The organism is Methanoregula sp., assembly GCF_049510175.1.
Lineage (GTDB): Archaea > Halobacteriota > Methanomicrobia > Methanomicrobiales > Methanospirillaceae > Methanoregula.
On record NZ_JBEKZF010000001.1, the window covers coordinates 14,560 to 38,168 of the forward strand.

Here is a 23,609-nt window from a genome sequence, read left to right on the forward strand (position 1 = left end):
CTATGGCAAAGAAGAAACAGGTAGGAAGAAGAGTTGAAGGCTGGAAGGCCAAGAGCTGGTTCAAGGTGCACGTCCCCGACAACCTCGGGAAGACGTACATCGGTGACACCATCGCCAACGACGCCGAGAGCGTTGTCGGCCGTGTCATGACCGCAACGCTCGGCGAGATCACAAACGACTACGCCAAGCAGTACATGAAGATGAACTTTAAGATCACCACCGTTACCGGCGACTCGGCATACACCGAGTTCGTGGGCCACGAAGTCACCCGCGACTACCTCCGCTCGCTCGTCAAGCGCCGGAGCTCCCGCATTGACACCATCGTCCCGGTCGTCACCAAGGACGGCAAGAAGGTCCGGCTGACGGTCTGCACGTATACGTTCGCCCGTGCCAATATCTCGCAGGAGCACGCGATCCGGAACGCGATTATGCAGGCAATTGCCGCACAGTCGTCCGCATGGGACTTGACCACGCTCCTGAACGGGATCGTCTCGGGCGAGATCTCCCGCGATCTCTTCAAGGCAGTCAAGACCATCTACCCCACCCGCAGGGTTGAGGTCATCAAGTCCAAGGTCGAGCAGGTGGCAGCAAAGATCTCGACAGCGTAATTTTTTTTTTGTTATATTAACAATGCGGATGTGCCTTGGGAAAGTTAAATGCGACTGCAACATAGATGCAGGACAATTATACAAAAACGCCATACTGGTTAGCGTTAAAGAATGAATTATATTCGGTTCCACGCCATAAGTTTCAGCAGTCCAGCGTATTTTTCAGTTCTTACATTCTTTCAGCTGGGACTGCTTCGTTTGTCCTAATAGTTTCATAAAACATGTTGGATCTCCGGCATAAAGGTCTCGGGTCTTTAAATATGCTGCTGCCCTGCAACCTCCCCCGCAGAAAGAGGGTGCAAACGAACAGGTATTGCATGGATCGCCCAAGCGGATCTTTTCCATCGTTCGGAGTGTTTGCAGAACTGAAGCCGATCTCCAGACAGAGGAAAAAGGGTTCTGCAGAATATTGCCAAGAGGGAAATCGTGTAAAAAGGGACACGGATAGGCCATTCCATCCGCCCCGATACTTAAGGTATCGTATCCGGCAGAGCACCCCATCGGTCCGTTGATTATATTATCCTGGGGAGAAGTGTTAAAAAGGAACGAATGGCAGGTTTCAACAGAAATATCCATTCTGTCTTTCAATTCACGTTTTTTTTCTGAAAGGATTTTACATAAAAACAGGTGTTCCTTCTGGTTGAGTTGGAAACGGTCCGCATAGATATGACCCCTGCCTGCCGGGAGAAAGGGAAGCGCCTTGAAATTGGTACATCCCGTCTTTTCCACGAAATCTATAAGACTCTCCAATTGATTGATATTTTCTTTTGTCACCGTGGTGCTTACACTTATGCCAATACTACAGTCAAGCAGCCGTTGAATTGTCAGACAGGCTGCGTTAAAAGCACCATGATACCCTCTGAACGCATCGTGGTATTCCCGCATTCCATCGATACTTACCTGGACATTGAAAATTGACAGATCCTCCAGGGTCTTGAAAACCTCTTTCCTTATGTTTACACCATTCGTGGCAATCCCGACCCGTATTCTCGTCTTTTCCAGGTACTCAAGCAGATGGATTATATCGGGACGCATCAGAGGTTCGCCCCCGGAAAGCGAGAGTGAAAAAATTTTTGCATCTGCCAAAATATCAATCAGTCGACAGGCTTCTTCGGTTGTCAGTTCCTGCGGCGATTTTTTTCCTGAATCAGTCAGACAATGGTGGCAATGTAAATTACATTGATAGGTAATATCCCAGATAACATTCTTCGGTGCCGATAAAAGACAGGTATCTTCAGGAAAAATGAACGGTTCTGCCAGAATCGGGTACGGGTTTTCTTTCTGGCTGCGGATTTTGAGGGAAAACATCGCGTGAAGTTTGTTCTGCAGCAGTTCGGTATGTTTTTGACTTTCTTCACGGGAGATACCAAATCGTGACTGGACGGCTGCATTAATCTGTTTCCATGAATTGTGATCGTTGCACAACGTGGTGATATACGCTTCAACAGGGTCCAGTTCTTCTTCGATTGCAAGGAACGGGTTGTACACCAGCGCTCCGAACCGTTCCTGACGCAGGACAATAAAAGAGAAGATCGAGGGAACCGTCACCTCAGGATTTAGAGATTCCCCCTTACTCTCCAAGATGTTCCTCGCGAGATATTTGCTCCAGCATTTTCTGTAATGGTTTTCTTAAGTCCGGAGGAAGTTTATCGAGTTTTTCTTTTCCTTCAGGAGTTTGGATCTGTTGGGCAATCTTCAGAAGATCGTCAGTACCCCAGATTTCGGTGATGTGCTGCGTCCATCCCGACTTATCAGGGGTCATGAGTACCGGGCAGGCGCCAAGAAACGATGCGCACGCATGAACACTCTGCCGGCAGATGAGTTGGCGTGAACAAATGAGATTTTTGGTACACGGGCCAGGACCAAGAATTTCAAATTTGCAGGGGCCGGAGAGGGAGAGATCGAAATGGACGATGGTTTCCGTTGCGGAACTTACTGTCACAGTTTGTACCGGAGAATCCTGATAATGGAACTTCGATACCATTACGATATGTGTTCCCGGAGTTATGTTGCCAAAGGTCGATTCCGTTGTCTTTTGACTATCCACGCCATCGATCCAGATCTCTGCATCTGTCGGCGTTGAAGTAACACGGATGCTGCCCGGTGGACAATCCATTACGTTAATCGTTCCAATAGGTGACGTATAGGGAAGGATGTTCTTCCCGGAAACAGTTAGTGTTGCATCGCCCTTGACCGAGGGATTGATGGGGAAAGATACGTGACCCTGCGTGTCGGTATCGCCTTTGCCCAGTATTGTCTGGTCCATGCTGATACAAACCAAAGCAGAACCGACACCCTGTTTACCATCCGTTACCTCTGCCATGAACAACTGGCTTCCCGTACACAATGTGGCCGGAGGATGCACAGTCACCCGGATGGGAATATTGCTCCAGACCCGCATCGCAGGATCCCCGGAAAGGCCAAGATTTAATTGGGCCGTATAATCATCCTTGATCTGTTGAGCCTGAAACATCTTTCCCAAAATCCCTGAATTACACATTTCGGTAAAGATATCCTTTAACTGATGCTTGTCAACAGTTGGCTGACCTAGTCGGGAATTTCCTATATATCCAACCGAACCGCCATCTGGATTCCCCATTGCCGCTTCACAAATCGTCTCTACCTTACAATCCAGTTGACTGGTCAGGCAGGCAAAAGCAAACCACACGCCGGGGCAATTACTGAGACCCCCGACATCTGCCCTGTTAATAAGACAAAAAGCAACTTGAGTGCCATGACTCATCAGGGCAACTGCAGTGTTGCCAATATGGGGAATCCCGCCCACGTCCCTTTCCAATCCCTGAATAATGTCAGAAGAAGTTTTTGCCAAACCAAGATCTGGTCTTTTGTTGGTTCCATAATCGGGATAGCTGGCAGCATCCTCGTAGCGACACATAAAATCCCAATTTGACTGGAGTTGAAGCATTGTTTTTCTCAGGTCTTCCACAGGACCAGATTCTAATGAATATTCTCCCAAGAAAAAAGAGAGCGCAAATTCATCCGGCAGGGGAAGTTCTGAAGATCCTTTTTTGTAAACGAATTTTTCATAACGAATAACTTTGTTAACGAATATGTCCACGTCACCTTCGGTTGAAACTGATACGCGGCCAAGGTACAGTACCGGTGTGAGATTTAATGTATCCGGTTCTCCGACCAGGTGACTTGGGTCCCCATGGTAGTTTTCCCCATAAACAGAGTTGTTGTCGGCATCCCAGTCATGAGCCGAGTTGCCGGTTGGAAGGAATGGATATTTGGATATATCAATATCTGTGTAATACAGATCAGTCGGGATATAGTTACCACTATATTTCATAAGGAATGAATAGCCGTGATAACTCGCCGGTCCAGTAATCTCTATTAACAAAGTTTTCGGGGGCAAAATATTTGCCTGATCTCCCGGCGGCACAGAAAAATCCTTAATAAAATGCCATCCTGGTAAGGAATCATCGAATTTCTCATTGTAAGGGATCACCTTTCCCTCCTGTGGCCCTCCTGAAGTAATAAGTACAATTAAATTAGGGTCGGTGTCATTGCCGGAGTTTGGCATAACATCATCACCTTCAAAGTCAGAGGGAAGGATTAACCTCGTTACCGTATTGCTGAATTTATAGGCTCTGCCACGCGGCATTCCAAAAATTTTTATTGAATTCAGGGAGAAGTCTGTCCCGGATAATATACGCAAGGTGAAGTACCGTGCGGGTACTGCATTGAATGTGAGCGTTTCAGTTCCGCCCTTTCCGGATTGCGATATGACATCGGAATAACTTTTGCCATCTATCGAGGCTTGAATGGTATATGATGTTGCATACGTGCTGCCCCACGTCAGTTCAATCCTGTTAACATATTGTTCCAATCCAGATTCCGATGTCACTGTGACGTAGAGTTCAGGTTTTTTATCATCTGGTCCACATTCCCAGGATATGGACTTAAATGCATTAGGATCTCCATTTTTTACACTTGTTGCATTTAGTTGGCAAATGGTAAACTCAACACTACGGTCCTCCTGATAGAAATATTGTCCCCATCTTTGCGTAATTGCCCTCCTGATAGGAATCGTTGCTCCATTGCCACCAATCAAAACATATTCGGTTCCCCAGTTATGGTGCGCCCATTTCAGAAAATTCCGGACCGCTTCCGCATCGTCCCTGGTTCCACCATCAAGGTACCCGGTGTCCAGCCAGAATTTCTGATTATTCGTATCAGGTACCGTGATGGGCGTGCCGGGTTTGGCTGTGATCTCTTCCAGGGTGACAACTCTGGAAACGCGTCCCATCTGTGTGCGCCAGTCAGCAAGCGGCTGGAACTTTTTGGAAAGTGCCTGGGTTGTAATAATAACGTGATCAATATGGGGGAACGACATGGGATTCACACCCCATAAGGTTGGAGATTTCGGAGAGTCATGTATTTGATAACGGTCTCCGGATTGATCACTATTGACATATCACGATCACTAAAGGGTGATGAGCGTTCACCATGATTCGTCCTATGAATCTCTTCGTTCAGGAAGACGGATTGATAGAGCCCGTTATCGTAGATCCGGTCATCGGTTTTTGAGAAATGTGATGTAAATGTAATATGTTTGGTCGTTTCTCTTGCCAGATTAGGATTTTTTTTCATTTTGCACCCTTACATGGTGCATACATTTACAAACCGATAAACCCAGCTGTATTCAAAAAAATCGAAAAAATCAGCTAAAAGAAAAGACCGATCGTAATCTGTTAAAAGGAAGGGCAATACTATTGCGGATATTCAACTGCGCAATTCCCTACACACAAAACGTTCGAAGCCTGATGGCTTCTCTGCTTCGTGGTTGGAGAGGTTTAAGAAACCTCGACGAGGAGAAGGGAGGCATTAGCCGACCTTCGACTCACTGGCAAACCACTCAACTCTCGAATGTATGACCCAATTCATCAGAATATCTTGGACCCCGAATCCTACGGAAGCGCCATCAAGAATAATCCCTCAGTAATAAATTAATCAAAGAGAAGAACAAAAAATTTCAAAAATTACCCTTGAGGAGATGCCTCTTCCGGCACGTACGCCTCTTTTTTCGCCTTCTCCGCAATAATTCCGCTGTTCCCGGACGGATCTTCCAGGATTAACGTAATCGGGAACGTTCCTGTCTTCACCCGGGCAATATCCGCGAGAAGTACCGCCGCGTTCTCCTTCTCCACGTCAGTACCCCAGGAAAGGGCTCCCTTCACGACCTGCTCGATCCGGTCGAGCACCCCCTCCACATTGGACACAAACCCCTGGCATGAGGGGCCTGGATCGATGCGGACACCGAGCTCCGGGATCTCGATGCTCGCGCTCATGCTCCGCACCACGCGGACCGCGAGGTCATCCTCCGCATCTACTGCCATCGTGTACCGTGCGGGATCAGCCTGTTTCAGGAGCTGCGTGTCGACGAACCTGTACCCGCAGGAAGGGCAGACCGCAGAAATGATAAGGATATCAGAAAAATAGGGAATATTTTCTGTCTTATACAGGTATTTTATATCAGTATTGCAACAGGGACACGGACCCGGGACGACTGTCTGCACTTATGCTCCACCAATCTTGTCGCGCGAGATCTTTACCGACATGGGGGTCAGCACTACGTAGCGCTGGTCGCCAAGGCCGATGATATCACCGTTGACATCCTTTGCCACTTCTTTCAAATCCTTGAGTACACGCTCGTAGGAGATCTTGTCCATTTTGAGACGGGAGATATCGACGATCACGATGTTGCCGGAGTAGACCTCGTCCTTGACGCGGGGGGTATCCTTGAGATCGGTAATAGTCGCGATCTTCACGAGCAGTGCCGGGGATGATCCCCCGTGTTCCTCGTATGAGGCAAGGTCGAGTTCCATATAATCGTCGTCCGAGTTCGCGGAACTCTTACCAAGAAGGGTGTCTATGATCTTAACCATAAAAAAACTGTATGACGAAAATTATTTAATAGTATCTATTTTGAAGCCCCCGGTCAGGGTTTTCTTACAAAAAAATGGGCAAAACTGGCGTTTTCCCGCATATTCCAAAGTACCCTCTTTTGGTCAGATCTCCATGCTCCAGATCTCATCCCCGACGTGGTGGAACTTTTTTACCATCTTTCCTGCCGTACTGGCACGCAGATCGGGCGCATCAAAAAGGGAGATTCCAATCGCAAGCGGCTTACCGTGCCGCTCATCCACGATCTGGACCGGTGCATTCGCCTTCACGTCATCAGTGACCGAGACGATACCGGGGCGCATGATATCCGCCCCGTTCACTACATAGGGGATCGCTCCTGCATCCACGACCACCCGGCGTTCCGGGAAGGGGCACTGGACAGCACCTTTCAGCGTTGGGAAAACCCAGGCCTCGGTGGCCATCAGGAGCGGTTTCTTATTGACCATGAAGAGTGAGACGTTTGCCGTGGTCTCGAGAACTTCAATCATCTCAGCGTGGAAGAGGTTTGCCGACGGCCCGATCTGCTCTGTGAGTCGCGCCAGCAGGTCCTGTGCCTGACTCCTGCGGATCGAATGGCGTTTCTTTACGACAATCTTTTTCATTGTTCTGCATCAACATTCAGAGCGCAGGCATAAAAAAAATTTGCATCGCAATGAAAAAAAACCTCATTCCCGGAGCTTGTGCCCGGCAGCAAACCTTATTGCCATGGGGGGATCTACGGTATGTTTAAGTAAACTGCTCGCACACATATATTACTCCAGAGCGATGGTAACAGGGTAGTATTATGACCAAAAGGCCGTTGGATATTTTGGATCAGGTGCTGAACCGTCAGCCCGTTATTGTATCTCTCAAAGGCGGGAGAGAAATACGGGGCGTTCTCCAGGGATACGATGTACATATGAACCTCGTACTCGACAAGGCCGAGGAAGTGGAAAACGGGCAGGTCCAGAAGGTCGGCACGCTCATCGTCCGTGGGGATAATGTAATTTATATCTCTCCATCACTCGAACAATAAGGTGAAACAACATGTCAAAAGGCACTCCATCAATGGGAAAGAGGAACAAGTTCACCCACATCGCCTGCCGGCGCTGTGGGAAGATCTCGTTCCACGCCCAGAAGAAAGTCTGCTCTGCCTGCGGTTTTGGCAGAAGCACCAAGATGATCAGCAACAAGTGGAACACCAAGAGACCAAAAATCCCGACGCATTAGAGTTGTACCATGTGTGGAATCGTTGGCATCGTGGATGCTGGCGGTGTATCAATCCAGCTCTATTATGCCCTGTACGCTCTCCAGCACCGTGGCCAGGAGAGCGCCGGAATCTCCACTTTTGACGGCACCAATCTCCATAAATTCAAGGGGAACGGACTTGTTGCCGATGTTTTTTCCCCTCCTGTTTTAACCGATCTGAAAGGCAATGCCGGCATCGGCCATGTCCGCTACCCGACTACCGGGGCAAACCTTCCTGAGAATATCCAGCCCCTGAACTTCCAGTTCCAGGAACATTTCATATCCATCGCACATAACGGGAATCTTGTCAATACGTGTGAACTCCGTGCCGAGTACGAGGAGGCGGGCCAGATGTTTACGACCACGACCGATACCGAGATCATAGCAAAGATCCTGATCGACGCGATCGGAAATTCGGGATCGGTCGAGGATGCGGTCAGCTTCTGCATGCACAAGCTCGTGGGGTCCTACTCGGTCGTGATCCTGATTGACGGAGCTGTCTACGGCTTCCGCGACCCGCTAGGCATCAAGCCCTTCTGCATCGGAAAGACCGAGCACGGGTACATGCTCGCCTCGGAGAGTGTTGCGATGGATGCCCTGAACGCGAAGTTCCTCCGGGACGTGAAGCCCGGCGAACTGGTCCGGATCGATGCGGAAGGGATTAAGTGCATGCAGATCGCGGTGGCCGGCAAACGCGCCCACTGTATCTTCGAGTACATCTACTTCGCACGGGCCGATGCGATCATTGATGGGGTGCTCGTGTACGATGTCCGCCGCCAGATTGGCCATAAACTTTTTGAAGAAGATCCGGTGAAGGCGGATTCGGTCTGTTCGGTGCCGGACTCCGGGACCGCGTATGCGATCGGGTACGCGGAAGGCTCGAAGATCCCGTTCGTTGAGTCCCTGATGAAGAACCGGTACATGGGGCGGACGTTCATCATGCCGACCCAGAAGGAGCGGGAGAGGGCGGTCCGGATCAAGCTCAACCCGATCCCGGCCCATCTCAAAGACAAGTCCGTGGTGCTGGTGGACGACAGCATTGTCCGGGGCACGACCTCGAAACGGATCATCGAGATGATGCGGGACGCAGGGGCACGGGAAGTCCACATGCGGATTGGCTCCCCTGCGATCAAGGCTCCCTGTTACCTTGGTGTGGATATGCCGACCCGCGAGGAGCTGATCGCGAGCAACAAGGCCGAGGACGAGGTCCGGCACAGCATCACGGCGACCACCCTCCATCATATCTCACTCGATGCTCTCGTGGAGGCGATCGGGTTCGACCGCGAAAGCCTCTGCACCGGCTGCCTCACGGGCTGCTACCCGCTCCCCATCGAAGGCGAGAAGGCGAAGACCTGCCAGATCAACTTCGTGGACGGTACAATCCAGTCCAAGCTCGGCTCGTTCGAAGCATAAGCATTCCCCAAAAAGATCGCTCTTATCTTATCCCGGTTCTCTGATATGCAACAGGATATAAGTCGGTTCCCGCCGGATATTCCGGGAAGAGATCCGCGGGATCTTTTTGGAGACAGGCATGGAGCATATCAGGCAGGCCTTCAACCGATTCGCACAGGACTATGATACCCAGCGGGAGTACATCATCCCGGAGATGCGGCAGTTTTACGGTACCGCGGTCTGGGCGGCGGAATCCAAAGAACCGGTACCGGAGATCCTTGACATCGGGGCCGGGACCGGCCTGATGAGTGCATGGATATTGCAGAAGTTCCCGCAGGCGCACCTGACGCTCGTGGATATTGCCGAGAACATGCTGGATATAGCACGGCAGCGATTTTCCGGCCGCGAGCATACCCGGTATGTGGTGAGTGATTATTCCACGGGAGAACTGGGTGGTCCGTACGATCTGGCCTGTTCCGCGCTCTCGATCCACCATCTTGCCTCGGAAAATAAGCGCCGGCTTTTTAAACGAATTTTTTTAGCATTGAAACCGGGCGGCATGTTTGTGAACGCGGACCAGGCAGATGGCGAGACCCCGTACTTTCGGGAGCGGTACCAGGATTACTGGAACGAGTTCCTCATGAGCGGCCCGATGACCGAAGCACAGCATCAGGAGATCCTGAAGCGCCGGGATGAGCTTGATCGGAACGAGAAACTCTCGGACCAGCTTATCTGGCTGCGGGATACCGGGTTCTCTGACGTGGATGTGGTGTACCGGAACCGGACGTTCATCGTGACGGTGGCGAGGAAGAGGTGAGCTGAAGGATCGATCATCGCCCTATGACCTGAAGTAATCAGAGCCCGAAATAACCCCCGTTTTGCAAACGGTGAGGCATCACTTTTTCTGCAGCTTTCATGATGGAGTACCCGAAAAAAACCGGATTATCACTCATGCGATCAGGGGGAGACAACGTAAAGAAAAATATCCAAAACAGAACAATAGCGAGGGATGGATTTGAACCATCGATCTTCGGGTTATGAGCCCGACGGGATATCCTGACTACCCTACCTCGCTTCCTATAATCAGGGTTATAATATAGTCGGCATCCGCAGATATACTTTACTCACTTTCTGGGGACGTGGCAGGGATGCCCAATTCGCTAGCATTAAATGAGCGGCGCCGTTATAATGAAAATATGGATGATGAGCTTGCCCGGTTGCGGGAGAAGCGGATGCAGGAGATGACACAGAAGATGAAACACGCAGAGAAGGGCAGGGTAGAGAATGTCGACGAGATGCACTTCCAGCAGTTTGTCAGCACCAATACATTTGCGGTCATCGATTTCTGGGCGGAATGGTGCGGACCCTGCCGGCGGATCGCCCCCATCATGGACGAACTCTCTGTCGAATTTGCCGGGAAGGTCGCGTTCGGCAAGTGCAATACCGATGACAACCGGCACCTCGCGATGCAGTTCAACATCGACGCGATCCCGGCGATGATGCTCTTCTCCCGCGGCCAGCTGGTGGACCGGATTATCGGGGCGTACCCCAAGGAAGCGATCCGGGAAAAGATTATCCGGAAGTTCGGGCTGGACTAAACTTTTTTAAAAATCAGAAAAATTACTGCTCTTTACCCTTCTCGTTCAGCTTTGCGGCCATGATAAAATCATTCAGTGTCAAGCCGCCGGCGGGATACGTGTAGAATGAAACTTCGACGACCCGTGACTGCTTCACGCAGACGTCCGGGAAATGTCCCTCCCCAGTAGAGAGAGCTGCAATCTCGTTGAAAAATGAGATACAGGAAGCTGCGTCTTCCTGCCCAAACGTTTTGGTAATATGCCCGTTATTGAGCGTCCAGCCCGGTACCTGCCCGAGGAGTTCCATCGTCTCCTTTCTTGTGAGGGGCGGGGAGCCGGGCTTATAGGTTGTGCACTTTTTCTGTGCGAGTTCCATGGTTATTTCTCGTCACTTTGGACAAAAATAGTTTCTCCAAGAGTATGGCAGCTGTTGTTGCCCCCGCCAGAGAAGCCCCGATGGGACATCATTATACCGTGTCTGGTCAGGGCAACGGAGGGGAAAGACCATAACGCCCAAGGAACAATCACTCTTTCTGGAATCGTGTCATCCGTTTTTTCATCCCTGCATGAGTCCCTCCAGCAGGTGCTCGCCCAGAGGCTCGACTGGTCCGAGCTGCGCGAAGTGCAGGAGCGGACGTATGCGGCAGTCACTGAAGGAAATGATGCGCTCGTCATCGCCCCGACCGCCGGGGGCAAATCAGAGGCAGCGCTTATCCCGGTGATGGATGATATCCTGAAGCATGGCAGGACCGGCGTGACCTGCCTTTACATTTCACCCTTAAAAGCGCTGATCAACGATCAGGAAGATCGGTTTGCCGCGTTCTGCGTCCCGACCTCCCTTTCGGTGATGAAATGGCACGGGGATGTGCCGAAAGGTGACCGATCATGGAAGGACGAGCCGCCCCACTTCCTGATGATCACACCTGAATCTCTCGAAGTTCTTTTGCAGGAACGAACACTGTCCGCGAGTCTCCGGCAGGTTCGCTTCATAATTATCGACGAACTGCATGCGTTTGTGGAGACCGACCGGGGGGTGCAGCTCAAGGTGCTGCTGGACCGTATGGATAGTATCACCGGGCGAAAGGTCCAGCGGATCGGGCTCTCGGCAACGACCGGGAACCCGGAAGAAATCCTGCACTGGCTTTCGGACGATCGCCACGGCGCTGCGCTGGTTGCGGTCCCGGCCCCGGCCCAACAGAAACAGTTCAGTTTCTTCATCGAACCCGAAGAAAGTAAACGGATCGATGCCCTCACAAGGATTGTTGCCGGCAGGAAGGCGCTTGTCTTTGTCAACAGCCGCAGCAGTGCGGAAAACCTGGCAAAATCCCTGCACAGCCGGGTCAAAAATCTCCATATCCACCACTCCTCCCTTTCCGTGGAAACGCGGAAATCCGCAGAAGATGCGTTCCTGTCGCATGATGGCGCCTGCATCATCTGCACGAGCACGCTCGAACTGGGCATCGATATCGGAGACCTTGATGTCGTGGTTCAGGTTGGCCCTCCGGATTCGGTCTCCTCGTTTCTCCAGCGGATGGGCCGGAGCGGCAGGCGGGGGCAGGCGGCATACATGGCATGGGTGCTCAAAGACTCCTGCGAGCTGCTCTGCAGCTGCGCCATCATCGAATGTGCCATGGACCGGGAGGTGGAGAATCTGCAGCCGCCGGAAAAACCGTACAATGTCCTGCTCCAGCAGCTCTTTCTCTCCCTGCACAACCATCCCCGATCAAGCCGCAGGAAGATCAGCGCAGAACTCCTCTCCCACCCGGTATTTGCCAATATCAGCCACAAGGATCTCGACAAGGTATTCAGGCATCTCATCGCGGAGGGTTTCATCACCACCGATGGCGAGATGCTGATGCCCGGCACCGAGGCGGAACGGGTGCTCGGGAGGTCGAACTGGAAAAACCTGTACTCAGTGATCAGCGGGGGCGGGGAGTACCGGGCCATAACGCCGGAGGGCGAGGTGGTGGGCAAGCTCGATGCCCGTTTTGTCAACAGCTGCAACGCAGACGGGATCACGCTTGGCGGCCGCGAGTGGTCGATGGTGAAGTGCGATGAAGGGCACAATATCGTAGTCGTTGTACCGTCAGGCGCCGTTGCGTCCCGCACGTTCTGGACCGGGACTGGAGAAACCGGTCTCTCATCCCTTGTCTCTGAAAGGATTCAACGGATCCGGATGCAGGGGGATTCCATACTACCCCTTGGAGAGCCCGAAAAGGAGCATCTCAGGCAAATACTCTCAAAAATTCCGGAGGGTGTAGGGAAGCACGGGCTGTATATCCTGGAGAAGAACGAACACGGGAGGAGAGAAGTCGTTGTATACTCCCTGCATGGGAGCCGGTTCAATCGCGTCCTTGCCCTCCTTCTCAAGGAAAGTCTTGGCGCAAAGGCACATGCCCGTGCCACGGATTTTGTCATCCGGGTTACCGGCGCGGGAAACAATGTTGCAGCTGCACTGGACGTGGTCAGGAATATGTCCCGAGATGAGATCGGCACCCTGCTCCCTATGCCCCCGCGGGAAGCCTGGAAGTTTGCCGGCCTGCTTCCGGACAACCTCTTCGCTGAATGTGCACTCTCCGATTATTATCATATCGGGAAGTTCATGGAAGCGATGTCATCCATGGAAATTAGTTCTCTCAAAAGCCCGGTTCCCGTGGCCCCACAGTCTCCGGAATAAGCGATACCTGGCAATTGATCCAAAGAGCGGATCACCTTTTTGTGGTCAACCGCCGAAGATAACGTATGCAGAAATGGTTCGTTCTTCTTGTCCTTGCCGCTCTTTTCGTACTGATCGGGGGGTGTGCCCAAGAGACTCCTTCGAAGCAGCCGTCAACACCTGTGCTGACCCCGACAGTACAACATACCACCGTGCCGCACTCACCTCCGACAACGGCTATAACACTACCGGTTACAACGCTGTTGGTTTCGGAGACCACGATTACGATCACGGACAATGCGTTCAACCCGGCAAATCTGACGGTGATGGTCGGGTCGCAGGTGCGATGGGTGAACGGGGATGATCACCCACACAATATCGAGTTTTCCAAGAAGATGTTCTCCACGTCCCACTACCTCCTTGGGCCAAGCCAGTCATTCAGCCAGCAGTTCGATCAACCGGGCACCTACGACTATGACTGCCTGATACACCCGTACATGCACGGTACCATCACCGTTGTGGAGTGACCTATGTTTCAGGAAATTTCCTATACCCTCATTTTCGGAAAACCGCTCATCATGTACCTGGGGATTCTCACCCTGCTCTCGTTTCTGGCTACCGCCTCCATCGCGATTATGAATATGAAGGGGATCACGACAATTCCCTTCGCGTGGCACCCGCGTCTTGCCGTCTTCTCCATCTGCCTCGCGCTGATCCATGGGGCGCTCGGAGTACTGGCATATTTCTAAAAAGAGAATGGAAAAGAAAAGTGAGGGGGGAAATTACAACCCGACCATGCAGAGTATGGCACCGACCACGATACCGGACATTGACGTGGATGCCGAAAGAATGCCTAAGAGAATATACCCTGCAATCGCCCCGGTCTTCAGCGGCATATAGGTATGATTACGGTTCAGCCTCCGTATGGCGCGGAAGGATTTCGCGTCTGCGGAAATGAGGGGAAGAATAAAACCGCATTTACAAACGCCGAGGGGGAGATTTGAACTCCCGAGGCGCGAAGCGCCAGTAGCTTTCGAGGCTACCGCCTTCCCGGGCTAGACTACCTCGGCACCCGGTTCTCTATTTTTTCTCATCGATTGCTCTAATAGTTATCTGATACAGGCCAGAACCGGATGGCAGACCCGGACCGTTCCCTGAAACAAACAAATCTGGGATTACCGGAAACACGAATTTTAAAAAAAAGGACTGGGTTATGAGTATTTACATCCCGTGAGGGGCACCGGCCTTGCCGCCCTGCTGGGTGATCATCATGTCATCAACACGGATAAGCATAACGGCAGTCTCCGAAGCGCTCTGGATGGACTGGCGCTTTGAACGCAGGGGCTCGATCACGCCCTCTGCAAGCATATCCACAACTTTACCCTCGTAGACGTTCAGGCCGGCATTCTTCTTGCCCTTGGAATGGACGTTCTTGAGCTCGACCAGCTTATCAATCGCGTTGAATCCCGAGTTTTCTGCAAGTGCCCGGGGAATCGACTCGTATGCTGCCGCATAGGCCTCGATCGCAATCTGGACACGGCCTCCAACGGTCTGGGCGTATTCCCGGATTTTCATGAGCAGTTCGGTTTCGACCGCACCGCCACCAACGACATAGGTGCCGTCTTCCATCGCATCCATGACCACGCGGGTCCCATCGATTACGGCACGCTCGAGTTCATCGAGAATGTAATCGCTGGTTCCCCTCAGGAGGATGGTCGTGGTCTTGGGGTTCTTGCAGCCGGAAATCCGGGTAACATTACCCTCTGTGTCTTCCTTAACAAGGTCCGCAGTTCCGAGGTCCTTTGCTGTCAAGGTATCGGGCTTGTTGACGATATTTGCATGGAGGGCGCGGGCTGCGTATTTCATGTCTTTCTCAGGGACATCCTCGATCGCAAAGATGCCGTTCTTGGCCAGATAGAACTGGACCGGGTCGGCAATGCCCTTCTGGCAGAGAAGAACATTGGCGCCACTGGCGATGATAGCATCGGCGAGTTTCCGAAGGGCTTCCTGCTCCTGCTCGCTGAAAGCGGTGATCTGTTCGGCGCTGGAGATCTTGATCTTGGCCTTGACCTGCGTCTTGGTGATCTCAAGGGGCATGGCGATGAGGGCGACCTTTGCCTTGGACACACTCTTAGGCATACCCTCGCTGACCCGCTTCTTGTCGATGACCACACCACTAATCAGCTCGGCATCGTCCATGGATTCGCCTTTCTGCTTCTTGATCATCACGTCTTCCTCGTCAACGGTATACTTGCTGTCAATCTTCTCGGCAACGGTCATCACCGCGTCGACGATAATAGCGTCAAGCTTCCCCTTGACGAGCTCGATGGACTTGCCGGTGATGGCAGTGTCGGCGATCTTGAGTAAGGTCTTCCGGTCGGTTGGGTCGACCTTGAGGGAAAGACTGTTCGCGATCTCGAGGGCCTTTTCCATGCCCATGCGGTATCCCTGGGCGATAACGGTCGGGTGGATGCCCTGTTCGAGCATCCCCTCGGCCTGTTCCATCAGGGCGCCGACAAGGATGACCGCAGTGGTAGTCCCGTCACCGACTTCGTCGTCTTGTGTCCGTGCGACCTCGATCACCATCTTCGCGCCGGGATGCTGTACGGCAATTTCACCGAGAATGGTTGCACCGTCGTTGGTGATAACAATGTCTCCCGTGGAGCCGACGAGCATCTTGTCCATGCCCCGGGGGCCAAGGGTCGACTTGACAGCGCCGGCGATCGCCTTTGCTGCCGCAATATTCGAGCGCTGGGCTTCCTTGCCGCGATTGCGCTCCACATTTTCTTTTAAGATGATAATTGGTTGTCCAGATAGCATAATGGATCCTCTGATGTTGTAAAAGGTGGAATTGAACTTCTATATAAATTATGTTGTGATGGCTCCGGAAAAATGGCGGGATCAATCAATACGGGAGATTTTAAAGAGCGAATAGACCGGGACACCATCGATGTCCTTGATACCGCGCTTGTCAAAGATGATCCATATGGCAACCGGTGTCGCATTGTGCTTCTTGAGGTACTTGACCACTTCCTTCATGGTATTACCGGATGTGATCACGTCGTCAACGATGATACATCGCTGCCCGTTCACGGGAGCAAAGTTCCCGCTTATCGATCCCGTCGGGCGCTCGCTCTGGCTCTGCTTGGAGGGGTGGTAAATAGCAAGCTGGTTTGCCTCCTGGACCGCAATTACCGTTGCAAGCGGGATTCCCGAAAGTGCGATACCCACGATGACATCCGCTGCAGGAGACCCCGCAGCCCCGTCCTCCCGGGACTGGTAGTACCGGTTCAGCAGCATGAGGGCGGTCTCCTCGAGCAGAGGGGCTTGGCTCGATACCGCGGTCCAGTCGATGTGGACGTCCTTGGGGGCGGTCGTACCCTTGGCCTGTGTCAGAAGCCATGTTACCGTCTCCATGGAAAGGGAGAGTTCATCTGCAATCTGACCCGGGCTGTGTCCTTCTCCAAGGAGCATCTTTGCCCTGCCAATCAGATCATCTAGTGAAGACATGCACAAAGATTTGCCGGTATCTATTTAAGTTTTCTTTTAACCACCGAGCCGCAGACCGGACACTCCCCATCGTGGTCAAAATACCTGCCGCAACCCGTACACCGGTATTTCCAATGGACCCGCTTCGCCCTGCGCTGGTTGATGGGGTGGGTCTTTACACCAAGGATGAGAGCAACATTCTGGATGGCAAAATCATCCGTGTACAGGGCAGCCTCCAGTTCCAGGGCAAGGGCGAGCAGGTCCCGGTCGGTATCGGAGATCACGCTGGCATCCCGGCTCGTCGTGGCGGCAGCAGTTACCACCTCTTTACTCTCACGTCCCGGCGACATAATCCTAAGTCCTTCGGCGCAGAGTTTTTCGTAGTTCCCTCTGGAGCGGATATCACGAAGCTCGTCGCAGACCGAATGGGTTGTGAACAGGTCTCCTTCGGGGTGCCAATCGGAAAAAAAAACACTTGCATCAAGAACAACTTTCATGATCGGGAACCTGATGCAATGAAAAAAGAGGTCATGGGGGCTGGCATGGGATCAGCGTTTCCGGATCGCCCCGGCAATCCTTTCCGCCGCAGATATCCTGCTGCATGCCCGTTCGATCGTGTCGCTGCAGATCACGTCGCGGATGCCGGTTGACATCAGCCGGGCATATGCACCGTTTGCAAGAACGCCGTGGACGCATGCCGCGTACACATCGGTGGCTCCCTGCTGGTACAACATACCTGCTGCTGTCGCGATCGTCCCACCGGTTGAGATGATGTCATCGACGATGACCACCGGGTGGGATGCTGCACACACCTTCTTGGGTGCCATGCGGACCTCAATGTCGCTCAGCCGTGTCTTCTCGAGATGGTCGAAGTCCCATCCCCCGGCAGATGCGACCTGTCCGGCAAAAGCAAGGGCCCCGTCGTCCGGTGCTAGGATGAGCGGGTCTTTGAGGTGAAGGGCTTCGATGTAAGAACCGATACCACGTGCAAGAGAGAGGTTCTGTTTCGGTACCGTGAAATATTTCAGCACATCCGGGTCATGGATATTCACGGTAAAAATTTCGGATACGCCCCGACTGAGAGCCATTGCCACAACCCGGGCGCTCAGCGGCTCTCCCTGTTTGAACTGCTTGTCCTGGCGGGCGTATGCCATATAAGGGAGCACAAGCCGGATATGGGAATGTTCGCAGGCATCGATCAACAGCATCAGCTGGACCAGTGCGTCATTATCGACAACACTTCCGACAACCACGATCTCGTCATCAAGATCGCCGGCACGGAGGTAGTATTCCCCATCCGGAAAACGGGAAAAGGTTACATCGACAATGGGGACCTGAAGTACTTTTGCAAGGCGGGCACCGAGAACCTGGGATCGTTCAGTACAAATCACTTTCATGGTATCGTTCCTTATTCCGGGATCTTCCCGGACCGGGGCTTTCTCAACCAAGTAGATATACGATGAACTGTATTGTAGTTTTCCGCTTTTCAATTGTTTGGGAAGACGTCACCGTTTCCCCTGCATCCCTCTGGATGCCATCAGCTGAAAGTACTTAAACTATCATGAGACATTGTATATGAAAATCCAAGGGTAGGAAGAAGGCAAAACCGCAATGGAAAATTCTGAAATACAGCCTCCGCAGGAAAAACCGACCCCGCCGGAAGGTGCGACTCCTGAGGTGTCCACACCAGACAGCGCAGTTGCGACATCAGCGCAGATTGAAGTTCCCGCAAGGCTGATCGACCAGGTGATCGGCCAGGAGCGTGCGGTCGAGGTCATTAAAAAGGCCGCGATTCAGCGCCGGCATCTGATGATGATTGGCAGCCCCGGTACCGGCAAGTCGATGCTCGCGAAGGCAATGGCAGAGCTCCTGCCAAAAGAGGAGCTGCAGGATATTCTCGTTTACCCGAATTCCGATGATCCCAATAACCCGGTCGTACGGACGGTTGCCGCAGGCCGTGGCAAGCAGATCGTTGCAGCCCATAAGGCCGAGGCAAAGAAGAAGACACAGTTCCGGCAGACCCTCCTGATGCTCCTCCTGCTGGGTATTGCAGGGTATGCGATCATCACCATGCAGCTCCTGATGGGACTGATCGCAGGCGCGTTTGTATTCATGGCGCTGCGGTACTCCACGCCCCGTGAGGAAGCGATGGTACCCAAGCTCCTCGTCTCGAACGATACCAAGAGCATCGCCCCCTTTATCGACGGGACGGGTTCCCATGCCGGCGCTCTTCTTGGCGATGTCCGGCACGACCCGTTCCAGAGCGGCGGTCTTGAGACCCCGGCGCACGACCGTGTTGAGGCCGGTGCGATCCACCGCTCGAACGGCGGTGTCCTGTTCATCGATGAGATCAACACGCTGGACGCCCACTCCCAGCAGAACCTCCTCTCGGCCCTGCAGGAAGGGGAATTCCCCATCACCGGGCAGAGCGAGCGATCGAGCGGTGCAATGGTCCGCACGGAGCCGGTGCCCTGCAGGTTCGTGATGGTATCGGCAGGGAACCTCGATGCGATCCAGGGTATGCACCCTGCACTCCGCTCCCGTATCCGCGGGTATGGTTACGAGGTCTATATGGCCGAGAGCATGGACGATACCCCGGAGAACCGCCAGAAATATGTCCGGTTCATTGCGCAGGAAGTCAAGAACGATGGGAAGATCCCGCACTTCGACCAGAGCGCCATTGACGAGATCATCCGGGAAGCCCGCCGGCGCTCGAACCGCAAGGGCCACCTGACCCTGAAGCTCCGTGACATGGGCGGCCTGATCCGGGTTGCCGGGGATATTGCACGGCAGGAGAATGCCCCCATCACCACGGCAGCGCATGTGACCACTGCGAAGAAGACCGCCCGGTCCATTGAGGACCAGGTCTCGGACGAAGTCACCAGGCACCTCCGGGAGTATGAGATGACCATTGTCGAGGGGACGCGGATCGGCCGGGTGAACGGGCTTGCCGTCACCGGGAGTGACGCCGGTTCGGTACTGCCGATCATGGCGGAGGTGACTCCGGCTATAGGAAAAGAAGGTGGGGAAGTTATCGCAACCGGGATGCTCAAGGAGATCGCCCAGGAATCCATTAAGAACGTCAGTGCGATTCTCAAAAAATTCACCGGCAAGGATGTTAAGAATATCGATATCCACATCCAGTTCATCGGCACCTACATGGGTGTCGAGGGCGATTCCGCATCCGTCAGCGTAGCAACTGCTGTGGTGAGCGCTATTGAGGGCATACCCGTACGGCAGGATCTTGCCATGACCGGATCCCTGTCAGTCCGTGGGGATGTCCTGCCGGTTGGCGGTGTGACCTACAAGATCGAGGCGGCGGCGAAGGCCGGGATCAAGACCGTCCTCATCCCCCGCATGAACCTCGGGGACGTCCTCATCGAAGAACGGTTCAAGTCTATGGTCACTATCATACCTATCGACAATATTGAGGACGTCCTCAAGATCGCGCTCGTCCCTGAAAATACCGACGGTTTCCTCATCAAGCTCAAGAAGATGGCGATGAGGTCGACCGCGATGATCGCGGAAGTACCGGCAATCAACCCGTCGACGGCATGAGCGCAATGCACGGGATCTCCTATTACGACTTGCGGCACGTGACCGGCGAGGTCACTCATATCGATATCGACAATGGTGTCGTGGAATCCGCAGGCACCTCTTTTTTGAACATGGCCATCCTCCGTGTTCTCGTTAAAAGTGGCTGGGGCGTCCTCCAGATCGATAACTATACTCCGTGTTCCGGTAGGAAATTCGATGAACTCCTCAATAGAGCGGCAAAACTTGCGGCTATCACTGAAGAGAATGTCGTGCTCGGTGAGGCACCACGGGGCCAGCTCTCCGTCCCTCATATGAAAGAGGATCCGCGAGAGGTAAGCATTGAAGAGAAATCCGAAATCCTCGCCGATATTGAGAAAAGCGCCGCCGATCCCTCTGTCGTGAACCGACGGGCAAATTATATCGAGCGGATTGAACAGGTCCGGTTCTCTGACGGTTCCGGGAACGAGCACTTCTATGAGATGAGCCGGTCGGGATTCAACATCCTTGCAGTGGCGTCGCGCAACAGCAATGTCCAGATGGGATATGAACGGGAGCACTCCATCAACGGGTTCAACCTCCGACACCGGCAGGATCTGGGAAGGAAAGCTGCAGAGATTGCTGTCGCTCTGCTGGATGCAACCGCTGCCAAAGGAGGGAAGATGCGGGCGGTGCTCGACCCGGAACTTGCCGGCGTCTTTGCTCATGAAGCCGTGGGCCATGCCAGCGAGGGCGACCTGATCCAAGAAGGCAATTCCGTCCTGAAGGGAAGAACCGGGGAGCGGATCGGCAACGAGAACCTCACCATTGTTGACGACCCCGGCATCCATGAGTTCGGGTTTGATCCCGTGGATGCAGAGGGGGTGGCAGTGACCCGTACCGAGATCATCCGACGCGGGGTGATCAATGCCTTCCTGCACAGCCGGGAATCGCTGGCTGCTGTGGGGAACGGCGTTGCCGGCCATGCCCGTGCGATGCCGGGCGAACCCCCCCTCGTCCGGATGAGCAACACGTTCATCGAATCCGGCGATTCGACTACAGAAGAGATCTTTGCGGAATGCAAACGGGGCATCTTTCTCAAAGGCTCCCGTGGTGGGCAGGTCGACCCGGGACGGGGCATATTCCAGTTCAATGCGGAGTACGGGTATCTCGTGGAAGACGGAGAGTGCACAAAGATGGTCCGGGATGTTTCCCTCTCCGGCGAGATCCTCACAACTCTTCACGGGATTCTCCTGTGTGGGAACGACAGGACCATGAGTCCCGGGTATTGCGGGAAAGGCGGGCAGAGCGTTCCGGTAAGCGACGGGGCTCCGCACATCCTTCTCAACGACGCGGTGGTGGGTGGCAGTGGCGTGGATTGACCAGCTGATCCGGGAAGCGGAGAAGGTCGTTGATGAAGTTGAGGTCTACTATGTCGAGGGAACCAGCGTCTCCGCCGACCTTAAAAAGAAAAAACTGAGCCTTGCGACGACCTCGCAGGACTGCGGCCTTGGCGTCCGCACCATCCATAAGGGGAGGATAGGGTCGTCCAGCACCAATAACCCCGGTCAGTGGCGGGAATGCCTGGCAGCAGCAGTGGCGAGCGGAAAACTGGCAACCCCGCAGGATTGGAACGGACTGCCCGGATCAGAGCCTCTTGATACAGCCCCACTCTCGTTTGATACCGCGATGAAGATCGAACCCGGCACAGCCAAAAATCTGCTTGAATCAATGCTTGAGGGTGCAGCGGAGCACCCGGCTGAAGTAACCTCCGGGTCCGCAGGTCTGTCATCAATGGAGGTAACCCTTGCCAATAACAGAGAAGTCCGCTATACCAATCGCCATACATCAGTCTCAGTGTCCCTTGAAGCGATCCATGGGCAATCAACCGGCTACGAATTCGACCATGGCTGGTCGATGGATCGCATAGATCCGGTCACAGTAGGTGAACGTGCAACGTTTTTTGCCTGTGAGTCTGCGCAAGGCAAGGATATCCCTACCGGGGAATACGAGGTCCTCCTCTCCCCCCTTGCCTATGCGGAACTGCTCGGGAATGTCTTTGTCCCTGCCCTGAACGGGCGGAATGTCCACGCGGGGCGCTCCCGGCTGGCACAGTCTCTTTCGGAGCGGGTCGCAGACCCGATGATTTCGATGTACGATGACCCGCTCCTTCCCGGGGCAAACGGGAGTGTCCGCTGGGATGCGGAGGGCTCCCCGACCCGACGGATAGATTTCATCCGGGATGGCACCCTGTGTGCCTTTGCTTACGATCTCAAGACGGCCTCACGGTACGGAAAGAAGAGCACGGCAAGTGCCGTCCGTGGCGGTTTTGGCGGATCACCGGTGATCGGACACCATAATTTCATCGTTGACGGGAAACGGGAGACTGTTGATGACGACCGGGTCGTGTATGTGCACAATGTTGTGGGTGCCCACACGGCAAACCCGATGAGCGGGGAGTTCTCGGTTGAGCTCTCCAACGCCTTCTGGATGGAGGATGGCGGGTTCCAGAGCCCCATCCGAAGCGCGATGCTCTCCGGCAACGTGTTCGATCTCCATCACGTTATAACAGGATTGAGCAAAGAGTCCCGGACCATCGGGTTGCTGATCCTCCCGTCAGTAAAAATTAATAAACAGCGTATCATTGGTAAATAGGTAAGACAATGACCAACCTTCTCGTGGCCCTCATCCTTGTCATCGCGATCATTGCCATCATCTGGTACCTGGTAAAAAAACTCACCGTTCTTGTGGTGAATGCAGTTCTGGGCCTCATATGCCTCTTTCTTATCAACTTCCTCCACGTTATGCAGTGGATGGGAAAACCCGACCTTGGGTACTCCGTTGCAACGCTTCTCGTCTGCGCCCTTGGGGGATTGCCCGGTGTACTGATCCTCATGCTGCTGAATATTCTGGGCATCACGATCTGAAAATGCATCAGAACAGACCTGGCATCTCAATCAAGACATTAACGAAGGAACTGCACAGTGAAGCTCGGAATAATGGAGGGGTAACTCCCCCGATCCTGGACCCTTGATCACCCCTCCTACCTGCCATTTTCCCTGACTTCCTCCAACCCGAAAAACCGACTTTTCAAAATGGGATCCGATTGCCAAAAGAGAGCTGAATTGAGGGGTGATTTTCCAAGGGGACTGTAAGTACAGGTAATGTCGGAAAAAGGGGAATGTGGGAATCACGCCGGCAATACCATAGATGGAC

Annotated in this window: 23 protein-coding genes and 2 tRNA genes; 13 read left to right on the forward strand and 12 right to left on the reverse strand. The window is 53.4% G+C overall.

What is annotated here, in order from left to right:
• The first annotated feature begins 2 nt into the window (after positions 1 to 2).
• A complete protein-coding gene (locus ABSG49_RS00090) occupies positions 3 to 608 on the forward strand; it encodes a 30S ribosomal protein S3ae (RefSeq protein WP_424024058.1) in 606 nt (201 codons plus the stop codon).
• Between the two features lie 162 nt (positions 609 to 770).
• Here ABSG49_RS00090 and ABSG49_RS00095 read toward each other — a convergent pair whose 3' ends face one another.
• The 5 genes from ABSG49_RS00095 to ABSG49_RS00115 form a co-directional block, all read right to left on the reverse strand.
• A complete protein-coding gene (locus tag ABSG49_RS00095) occupies positions 771 to 2,189 on the reverse strand; it encodes a radical SAM protein (RefSeq protein WP_424024059.1) in 1,419 nt (472 codons plus the stop codon).
• Positions 2,179 to 4,968: a C25 family cysteine peptidase gene (locus ABSG49_RS00100; RefSeq protein WP_424024060.1), complete on the reverse strand. Its 2,790-nt coding sequence runs from the start codon at positions 4,966 to 4,968 to the stop codon at positions 2,179 to 2,181. The genes ABSG49_RS00095 and ABSG49_RS00100 overlap by 11 nt, the downstream gene beginning before the upstream one ends.
• A 646-nt stretch (positions 4,969 to 5,614) precedes the next feature.
• On the reverse strand, positions 5,615 to 6,151 hold the full coding sequence (locus tag ABSG49_RS00105; protein WP_424024061.1) for a ZPR1 zinc finger domain-containing protein: 537 nt from the start codon (positions 6,149 to 6,151) through the stop codon (positions 5,615 to 5,617).
• Positions 6,152 to 6,520: a cell division protein SepF gene (locus tag ABSG49_RS00110; protein WP_424024062.1), complete on the reverse strand. Its 369-nt coding sequence runs from the start codon at positions 6,518 to 6,520 to the stop codon at positions 6,152 to 6,154.
• 123 nt (positions 6,521 to 6,643) lie between these two features.
• Entirely contained in the window at positions 6,644 to 7,141 is a 498-nt protein-coding gene (locus ABSG49_RS00115) for an RNA-binding protein (protein ID WP_424024063.1), read from the reverse strand.
• Between the two features lie 182 nt (positions 7,142 to 7,323).
• Here ABSG49_RS00115 and ABSG49_RS00120 point away from each other — a divergent pair, with 182 nt between their 5' ends.
• The 4 genes from ABSG49_RS00120 (at position 7,324) to ABSG49_RS00135 (ending at position 9,975) form a co-directional block, all read left to right on the forward strand.
• Entirely contained in the window at positions 7,324 to 7,554 is a 231-nt protein-coding gene (locus tag ABSG49_RS00120; protein ID WP_424024064.1) for an LSM domain-containing protein, read from the forward strand.
• Positions 7,555 to 7,565: 11 nt separating this feature from the next.
• A complete protein-coding gene (locus ABSG49_RS00125) occupies positions 7,566 to 7,748 on the forward strand; it encodes a 50S ribosomal protein L37e (protein ID WP_424024065.1) in 183 nt (60 codons plus the stop codon).
• Positions 7,749 to 7,757: 9 nt separating this feature from the next.
• On the forward strand, positions 7,758 to 9,179 hold the full coding sequence (gene purF / locus ABSG49_RS00130) for an amidophosphoribosyltransferase (RefSeq protein ID WP_424024066.1): 1,422 nt from the start codon (positions 7,758 to 7,760) through the stop codon (positions 9,177 to 9,179).
• A 118-nt stretch (positions 9,180 to 9,297) separates the two neighbouring features.
• On the forward strand, positions 9,298 to 9,975 hold the full coding sequence (locus tag ABSG49_RS00135; RefSeq protein ID WP_424024067.1) for a class I SAM-dependent methyltransferase: 678 nt from the start codon (positions 9,298 to 9,300) through the stop codon (positions 9,973 to 9,975).
• Between the two features lie 183 nt (positions 9,976 to 10,158).
• Here ABSG49_RS00135 and ABSG49_RS00140 read toward each other — a convergent pair.
• Positions 10,159 to 10,233, reverse strand: a tRNA-Met gene (locus ABSG49_RS00140).
• 121 nt (positions 10,234 to 10,354) lie between these two features.
• Between ABSG49_RS00140 and trxA the strand changes: the two genes are divergently transcribed.
• Positions 10,355 to 10,756, forward strand: a complete 402-nt coding sequence (gene trxA, locus ABSG49_RS00145; RefSeq protein WP_424024068.1) for a thioredoxin — start codon at positions 10,355 to 10,357, stop codon at positions 10,754 to 10,756.
• Between the two features lie 22 nt (positions 10,757 to 10,778).
• Here trxA and ABSG49_RS00150 read toward each other — a convergent pair whose 3' ends face one another.
• On the reverse strand, positions 10,779 to 11,111 hold the full coding sequence (locus tag ABSG49_RS00150; RefSeq protein ID WP_424024069.1) for a 4a-hydroxytetrahydrobiopterin dehydratase: 333 nt from the start codon (positions 11,109 to 11,111) through the stop codon (positions 10,779 to 10,781).
• 165 nt (positions 11,112 to 11,276) lie between these two features.
• Between ABSG49_RS00150 and ABSG49_RS00155 the strand changes: the two genes are divergently transcribed.
• The 3 genes from ABSG49_RS00155 (at position 11,277) to ABSG49_RS00165 (ending at position 14,140) form a co-directional block, all read left to right on the forward strand.
• A complete protein-coding gene (locus ABSG49_RS00155) occupies positions 11,277 to 13,412 on the forward strand; it encodes a DEAD/DEAH box helicase (protein ID WP_424024070.1) in 2,136 nt (711 codons plus the stop codon).
• Positions 13,413 to 13,477: 65 nt separating this feature from the next.
• The gene (locus tag ABSG49_RS00160; protein ID WP_424024071.1) at positions 13,478 to 13,918 is read left to right on the forward strand and encodes a plastocyanin/azurin family copper-binding protein; all 441 of its coding nucleotides are present in this window, start codon (positions 13,478 to 13,480) and stop codon (positions 13,916 to 13,918) included.
• Positions 13,919 to 13,921: 3 nt separating this feature from the next.
• Entirely contained in the window at positions 13,922 to 14,140 is a 219-nt protein-coding gene (locus ABSG49_RS00165) for a hypothetical protein (RefSeq protein WP_424024072.1), read from the forward strand.
• A 236-nt stretch (positions 14,141 to 14,376) separates the two neighbouring features.
• Here the strand turns inward: ABSG49_RS00165 and ABSG49_RS00170 are convergent.
• The 5 genes from ABSG49_RS00170 to ABSG49_RS00190 form a co-directional block, all read right to left on the reverse strand.
• Positions 14,377 to 14,461, reverse strand: a tRNA-Ser gene (locus ABSG49_RS00170).
• A gap of 151 nt (positions 14,462 to 14,612) precedes the next feature.
• The gene (gene thsA, locus ABSG49_RS00175) at positions 14,613 to 16,211 is read right to left on the reverse strand and encodes a thermosome subunit alpha (RefSeq protein ID WP_424024073.1); all 1,599 of its coding nucleotides are present in this window, start codon (positions 16,209 to 16,211) and stop codon (positions 14,613 to 14,615) included.
• 81 nt (positions 16,212 to 16,292) lie between these two features.
• A complete protein-coding gene (locus ABSG49_RS00180) occupies positions 16,293 to 16,901 on the reverse strand; it encodes an orotate phosphoribosyltransferase-like protein (protein ID WP_424024074.1) in 609 nt (202 codons plus the stop codon).
• 20 nt (positions 16,902 to 16,921) lie between these two features.
• Complete coding sequence (locus ABSG49_RS00185; RefSeq protein ID WP_424024075.1) at positions 16,922 to 17,377, reverse strand: NOB1 family endonuclease; 456 nt, start codon at positions 17,375 to 17,377, stop codon at positions 16,922 to 16,924.
• 51 nt (positions 17,378 to 17,428) lie between these two features.
• Positions 17,429 to 18,277 carry a ribose-phosphate diphosphokinase gene (locus ABSG49_RS00190; RefSeq protein ID WP_424024076.1) on the reverse strand — a complete coding sequence of 283 codons (849 nt, stop codon included), beginning with the start codon at positions 18,275 to 18,277 and terminating at the stop codon, positions 17,429 to 17,431.
• A 214-nt stretch (positions 18,278 to 18,491) separates the two neighbouring features.
• Between ABSG49_RS00190 and lonB the strand changes: the two genes are divergently transcribed.
• Genes lonB through ABSG49_RS00210 form a run of 4 tightly spaced genes read left to right on the forward strand, consistent with a single transcriptional unit; the run spans position 18,492 to position 23,320 of the window.
• A complete protein-coding gene (lonB, locus tag ABSG49_RS00195) occupies positions 18,492 to 20,438 on the forward strand; it encodes an ATP-dependent protease LonB (protein ID WP_424024077.1) in 1,947 nt (648 codons plus the stop codon).
• Positions 20,439 to 20,443: 5 nt separating this feature from the next.
• Positions 20,444 to 21,775, forward strand: coding sequence for a TldD/PmbA family protein (locus ABSG49_RS00200; RefSeq protein WP_424024078.1), 1,332 nt, complete (start codon positions 20,444 to 20,446; stop codon positions 21,773 to 21,775).
• The gene (locus ABSG49_RS00205) at positions 21,762 to 23,048 is read left to right on the forward strand and encodes a TldD/PmbA family protein (RefSeq protein ID WP_424024079.1); all 1,287 of its coding nucleotides are present in this window, start codon (positions 21,762 to 21,764) and stop codon (positions 23,046 to 23,048) included. The genes ABSG49_RS00200 and ABSG49_RS00205 overlap by 14 nt, the downstream gene beginning before the upstream one ends.
• 8 nt (positions 23,049 to 23,056) lie before the next feature.
• Positions 23,057 to 23,320, forward strand: coding sequence for a pro-sigmaK processing inhibitor BofA family protein (locus ABSG49_RS00210; protein WP_424024080.1), 264 nt, complete (start codon positions 23,057 to 23,059; stop codon positions 23,318 to 23,320).
• Positions 23,321 to 23,609 lie beyond the last annotated feature (289 nt).